This window comes from Bradyrhizobium sp. P2_E8, assembly GCF_056403875.1.
In genome coordinates, this window is record NZ_JBFUES010000607.1 from 1 (window position 1) to 4,666 (window position 4,666).

The following is a 4,666-nucleotide window of genomic DNA, read 5'->3' on the forward strand; positions in this document are numbered from 1 at the left end:
AGTCTTGCGAAATTCCGACCGACCAACTTGCGCATGTCCATCGGCGCAAGTTGCGGCTTTACATACTATGAGGTTTATCTCCTATAATATGTATTCAACCTTCACGTGCTGGCCCCGTCGGCGGAATACGGCTAAATTTAGACGTGTTCATCACTCTGGCGGCCAAGCGTCTAGAATCGTTGTAAGTGGATGGAAGCCATGAAGAAGCCGCCGCTCGATCCCGACATTGCGGACGTTGCCCCCTCGGATTCGAAGCTAACGCCGTATGACGAACAGCATGTCGTCACGTACATTCGCCTTCTGCAGGCGGAGGGTGAGGGGGCGGACTGGCGTGAGGTCGCTCGAATCGTCTTACATATCGATCCGGAGCGAGAGCCGGAACGTGCGCAGAGCGCATATCAGAGTCATCTCGCGCGCGCCAAATGGGTGACCGAGCAGGGACGTCTCTTACGTGGTGCCGGCTCAAAATAGAAAAAATCGCCGACGAGGGTCTTCCTGCCAGAATGATTTTCTTCCGCTAAGCGGTGGTCATTCTCGTGCACCACGTGGTGCCAACTAGGGGCTTCCTACAACCGCTTCGTTCATAACTATTGCCCCGCAATCCTTGTTAGCTGCGTGCAATGGGGCGGAAGCAATGCCTGAATTCGACTGGCGGTCGCCGGATTCGTTTAAGAGCCTAGAGAACGCTGAGATCACTGAAATCGCCTGGGTAAGCCTTCGTATGAACGTGGACTATCAGCGTGACTACGATGCGATCATCGCTAGCAGCTCAGATGGCGGGGTGACCGAGGAATTCAGGAGGAGGTGGGGGCTCTGCTTTCGCCCATGACCCGCAGAAGTCGTTTCACGAGCAGACAATCTTTTGGGCGCCCGAGGTTCTGCCGACCGTCGTCCCGGTCACTGTAACCGCTTCAACACCTGGTCAAAGCCCAACGCCTCAGCCGCCGCTTGATCTTGCATTTGGTCAGGTGCGCCGTGCCGCTGACGGCTGGCATGCCGTGCTGCAAATCGGTTCGGTGGAGCATCGCATCTGGTCGAAACAGCCGCTGACTGAGGGCGCTCACTATGCCGCCGAGTTGCCGTTTGACCGCGATTTTCAGGCGCGCGCGCATGCCGCCACGCGGCTGTGGCGCGCGATGAATGGACGCGCGCCAGGACCTCCGTTTCATCGCGTGCCCAAACAGCGGCGCGAACGACTGTGCGCAGCCCTTCGCGCGGTCGCCGCGCATCTCGCCGGCGCGACTTATCGCAGCATCGCAGAAGCTCTGTTTGGCAAGGCTCGCATATCGGATCGTGGCTGGAAAACACACGATCTGCGCAGCCGAACCCGTCGCCTTGTACAAAGCGGCCTCGCATTTGTGCGTGGCGGCTATCGCAAGCTGCTTCGGCCCAGGCGCAGGGTCGAGTAGCGCCCTTCCTTGGGGATGCCGAAAACCTTCCCCTCAATTTTCGGCATCCCCCTCCGACACTGCGCTTCTCCATGATGACCGCATACACGCCGGCGCCGCCGTTCGTGGCGCGCTGTCATCCTGGAGTTCTCAAATGCCCGATCCGACGGCCGGCCTACCCCCGCGTTTCCTGCGCACACCGGAGGCCGCCCGGTATCTTGGCCTATCCGGTCGTACGCTCGAGAAGCACCGCACTTACGGCACGGGGCCGACCTACCGGAAGATCGGTGGCCGCGTCGTCTACGCGCTGGACGATCTGAAGGCCTGGGCTGATCTCGGCGCCAAGACATCGACATCAGATCCCGGCAAGGGGACCGTACTGCCGGCCAAGAAACATCCGAACCTGCGCCCTTATGCAGGCCAGGAACGCCGCTGATCGCTAGATGAGGGCAGTAGCGATGCGGCGCAAACTCCCATCCGAACGCGATCAACTTGAACTGTTTCGGGCGCTACCTGGCGATCTCGCTCCGCGCGACGCGCAGGATCTGATGGCGTATCCGTTCTTTTCGCTCGCAAAGACCAAGCGAGTCGTTCCGATTGATTTCCGCGCTGGCGTGATCTCCATTCGCGTCGAGGCCGTGCCGGAACACGGGATGGCGACCATCTGGGATGCAGACGTCCTGATCTGGGCCGCGTCGCAGATCGTCGAAGCCCGAGACGCGGGCCTGAAGACGTCGCGCCTGATGGCTGCAACTCCGTACGAGATTCTGACGTTCGTCGGGCGCGGCACCAGCGCACGCGATTACGATCGCCTTAAGGCGGGTCTCGACAGGTTGCAGTCAACGACCGTGCTGACGTCGATTCGCCAGGCTGCAGAACGACGGCGCCATCGGTTCTCCTGGATCAACGAGTGGAAGGAGACGGCCGATGCAAATGGCCGTCCATTTGGGCTCGAGCTGATTCTGCCTGATTGGTTCTACGCGGGCGTGATCGATGACGCGCTCGTGCTGACGATTGACCGCGCCTATTTCGAGCTGACGGGCGGACTTGAGCGGTGGCTCTACCGGCTCGTGCGCAAGCACGGCGGGCGTCAGGGTGGCGGCTGGAGCTTTGATCTTGTGCACCTCCATGCCAAGTCCGGCATCCTCTCGCCTCTCAAGCACTTTGCTTACGACGTACGTCAGATCGTCCAGCGCCAGGCATTGCCGGGCTATCAGCTCGTGCTCACGCGCGATCCGAACGGCATTGAGCGACTGAACTTCGCGTCTACGCTTGTCGAGCCCTTAACGGCACGCCTGCGCCGGCGCGGTTTCATTCCAAATTCGGAGGGCAACCTGTGAATCAGCTCGTGCTATCGGGGACCGCAGCCCTCGTGCTATCGGGGACCCAATCCTCGTGCTATCGGGGACCGAAATCGAGCTTAAGAGCTTGTTTCTCTGCGCTTTCCAGCCCCCCTAACTTTACTAACATACTGACACTAACTTCCAGTTGTGAATCAGTACGTTGTGAACAAGTCGGCGGCGCGTGCAGCGAGGATGCCTCAGGCCTCGACTCTGTCACGCGCAAAGCTTCGCTGCAATACGATTGTTATCTCCAGTCTGCGCGCGCGAACGCGATCGCGCGCAAATCTTCGCGATCGCTGGCGTCGACATCATTGCCAGGTGCGCGTCACGTCCTTTTGCAGCCACTCGCTCGTCGAGGAGAACTCGCTAACATCCGTGGTTGGCACGATGGCCACCACAAGCCGGAATCTGAGGAAAGGGCGGTCAGGCTAACCAGCGCCGTGCGTGATGGCTTCAAACCTCGTCATGAAGCCGCCGGCAAGAAAAGTTGCGATCTCACCCAGATCCCCGTCTCCTCGGGAGACGCCGCTCCGCCGTGGCGGAAGGAAAAGGCGCGCGTGGAAGCGGCCGGGTCGCGGAGGCCCTTACACCGCCGCAGCGACCCGGCCGCGCTTGCCGCCGGCGCCAAACCGGAAGGTGGTGCCATCGATCCAGATCTTGTGCAGCAGCACGGCGAGCGCCCGCGCCACCGCGGTTGCCGCGCGCTTCAGACCCTTCTTCCTGGCCAGCCGCAGGCCCCAGAGCCGCAGCTTGAAGGTCTTCGGAATGCGCGTCAGGATTGCGATCGCAGCCTCGTACAGCATCGCCCGCGTCAGCTCGTCGCCGCATTTGGAGATGCTGCCGATCCGGTCGGTCTGGCCGGATTGATAGCGCCGCGGCGTCAGTCCGAAATGGGCGCCGACATTGGTCGACTTTTTGAATCGCGACGGATCGTCGACGGTGGCGCGGAATGTCAGCGCCACCAGCGCGCCGACGCCCGGCACCGTCATCATCCGCCGCACCACCTCGTCACCGCGTGCGGCCGCCAGCACCAGGCGGTGCAGTTTTGCCAACTGCAGCCGCATGGCGTTGCGGGCGTCCAGCAGCGGCACGACGATCGCTTCCAATTCCTTCTTCCCGGCCAGGAGATCGCGCACCCGCGCCTCAAAACGGCCGACCGAGATCTCGCCAACCTTGAGGCCGAACGGGCGCAACAGGCCGCGGATCATGTTCTCCATGTCCAGCACCTTGCCGAGCAAAGCCTTGCGCCCGACCAGCAGCGCCCGCAACGTCTGTGCGCTCTCCGACTTGACGTGAACCGCGCGGAACCAGCCGGTCCGCATCATCTGCGCAATGCCCCTGGCGTCGTTGCGGTCGGTCTTGTTCAGCATCGCGTTCAGCGCCGCCTTGGCGTGCCGGGTCTCGATGCAGATCACGGGCAGGCCCTTGTCGGACAGCGCCGTGAACAGCCAGGCACTGTACGAGAACGCTTCCAGCCCGACGCGCTTCAGCTGGATTCCCCATTCCGCCAGGAACAGCTCGATCGCGTCCGGATCGGTCGCGAGTTTCGTCTCCCGGACCACCTTGCCGTCGCCGTCCACCACGCAAATGTTGGTCGCCTCCAGCGACACGTCAAGCCCTGCATAGAAGTCCATCATGCGCCTCCACCACCGCCGACCGCCGGACCGCACCACGCGTTCCGTTCGCGAATCGCTGTGCAGCATTTTCGCAGCAGCACGGCCGGCGAGGGGGCACCGGTCAGTACCCCGGCTAACCAGAAATCCTTCGGATTTCTTCTAACGGACCAGACCACAAGCCGCATTGGGTGCGAGTGGCAACGGCGGGCCGTCGGTCCTGCTTGCTTTCAGAAGCAGCGCACTCACTTCACCGACCGCAAAGCTTACGGCTCCCGGTCCCAGCTTCAGGGAGCGGCAGCATGAGCGACCTCACCGAATT

The 4,666-nt window shown here is 62.0% G+C and carries 6 protein-coding genes; 5 read left to right on the forward strand and 1 reads right to left on the reverse strand.

What is annotated here, in order from left to right; all coding sequences use genetic code 11:
• Positions 1 to 198 precede the first annotated feature (198 nt).
• The 5 genes from AC1D00_RS27720 (at position 199) to AC1D00_RS27740 (ending at position 2,728) form a co-directional block, all read left to right on the forward strand.
• Entirely contained in the window at positions 199 to 471 is a 273-nt protein-coding gene (locus AC1D00_RS27720; protein WP_477012841.1) for a DUF2285 domain-containing protein, read from the forward strand.
• Positions 472 to 634: 163 nt separating this feature from the next.
• Positions 635 to 829, forward strand: coding sequence for a transcriptional regulator domain-containing protein (locus tag AC1D00_RS27725; RefSeq protein ID WP_477012842.1), 195 nt, complete (start codon positions 635 to 637; stop codon positions 827 to 829).
• 169 nt (positions 830 to 998) lie between these two features.
• On the forward strand, positions 999 to 1,409 hold the full coding sequence (locus tag AC1D00_RS27730; RefSeq protein ID WP_477012843.1) for a DUF2285 domain-containing protein: 411 nt from the start codon (positions 999 to 1,001) through the stop codon (positions 1,407 to 1,409).
• 133 nt (positions 1,410 to 1,542) lie between these two features.
• Entirely contained in the window at positions 1,543 to 1,824 is a 282-nt protein-coding gene (locus tag AC1D00_RS27735; protein WP_477012844.1) for a helix-turn-helix transcriptional regulator, read from the forward strand.
• Positions 1,825 to 1,846: 22 nt separating this feature from the next.
• Complete coding sequence (locus AC1D00_RS27740) at positions 1,847 to 2,728, forward strand: replication initiator protein A (protein ID WP_477012845.1); 882 nt, start codon at positions 1,847 to 1,849, stop codon at positions 2,726 to 2,728.
• A gap of 587 nt (positions 2,729 to 3,315) precedes the next feature.
• Here the strand turns inward: AC1D00_RS27740 and AC1D00_RS27745 are convergent.
• Positions 3,316 to 4,365, reverse strand: coding sequence for an IS110 family RNA-guided transposase (locus tag AC1D00_RS27745; RefSeq protein WP_354164920.1), 1,050 nt, complete (start codon positions 4,363 to 4,365; stop codon positions 3,316 to 3,318).
• Positions 4,366 to 4,666 lie beyond the last annotated feature (301 nt).

What these genes read in the sequence shown, in the direction of transcription:
- AC1D00_RS27720 (WP_477012841.1), top strand. Translation starts at nt 199, where the DNA reads ATGAAGAAGCCGCCGCTCGATCCCGACATTGCGGACGTTGCCCCCTCG.
- AC1D00_RS27725 (WP_477012842.1), top strand. Translation starts at nt 635, where the DNA reads ATGCCTGAATTCGACTGGCGGTCGCCGGATTCGTTTAAGAGCCTAGAG.
- AC1D00_RS27735 (WP_477012844.1), top strand. Translation starts at nt 1,543, where the DNA reads ATGCCCGATCCGACGGCCGGCCTACCCCCGCGTTTCCTGCGCACACCG.
- AC1D00_RS27740 (WP_477012845.1), top strand. Translation starts at nt 1,847, where the DNA reads ATGCGGCGCAAACTCCCATCCGAACGCGATCAACTTGAACTGTTTCGG.
- AC1D00_RS27745 (WP_354164920.1), bottom strand. Translation starts at nt 4,365, where the DNA reads ATGGACTTCTATGCAGGGCTTGACGTGTCGCTGGAGGCGACCAACATT.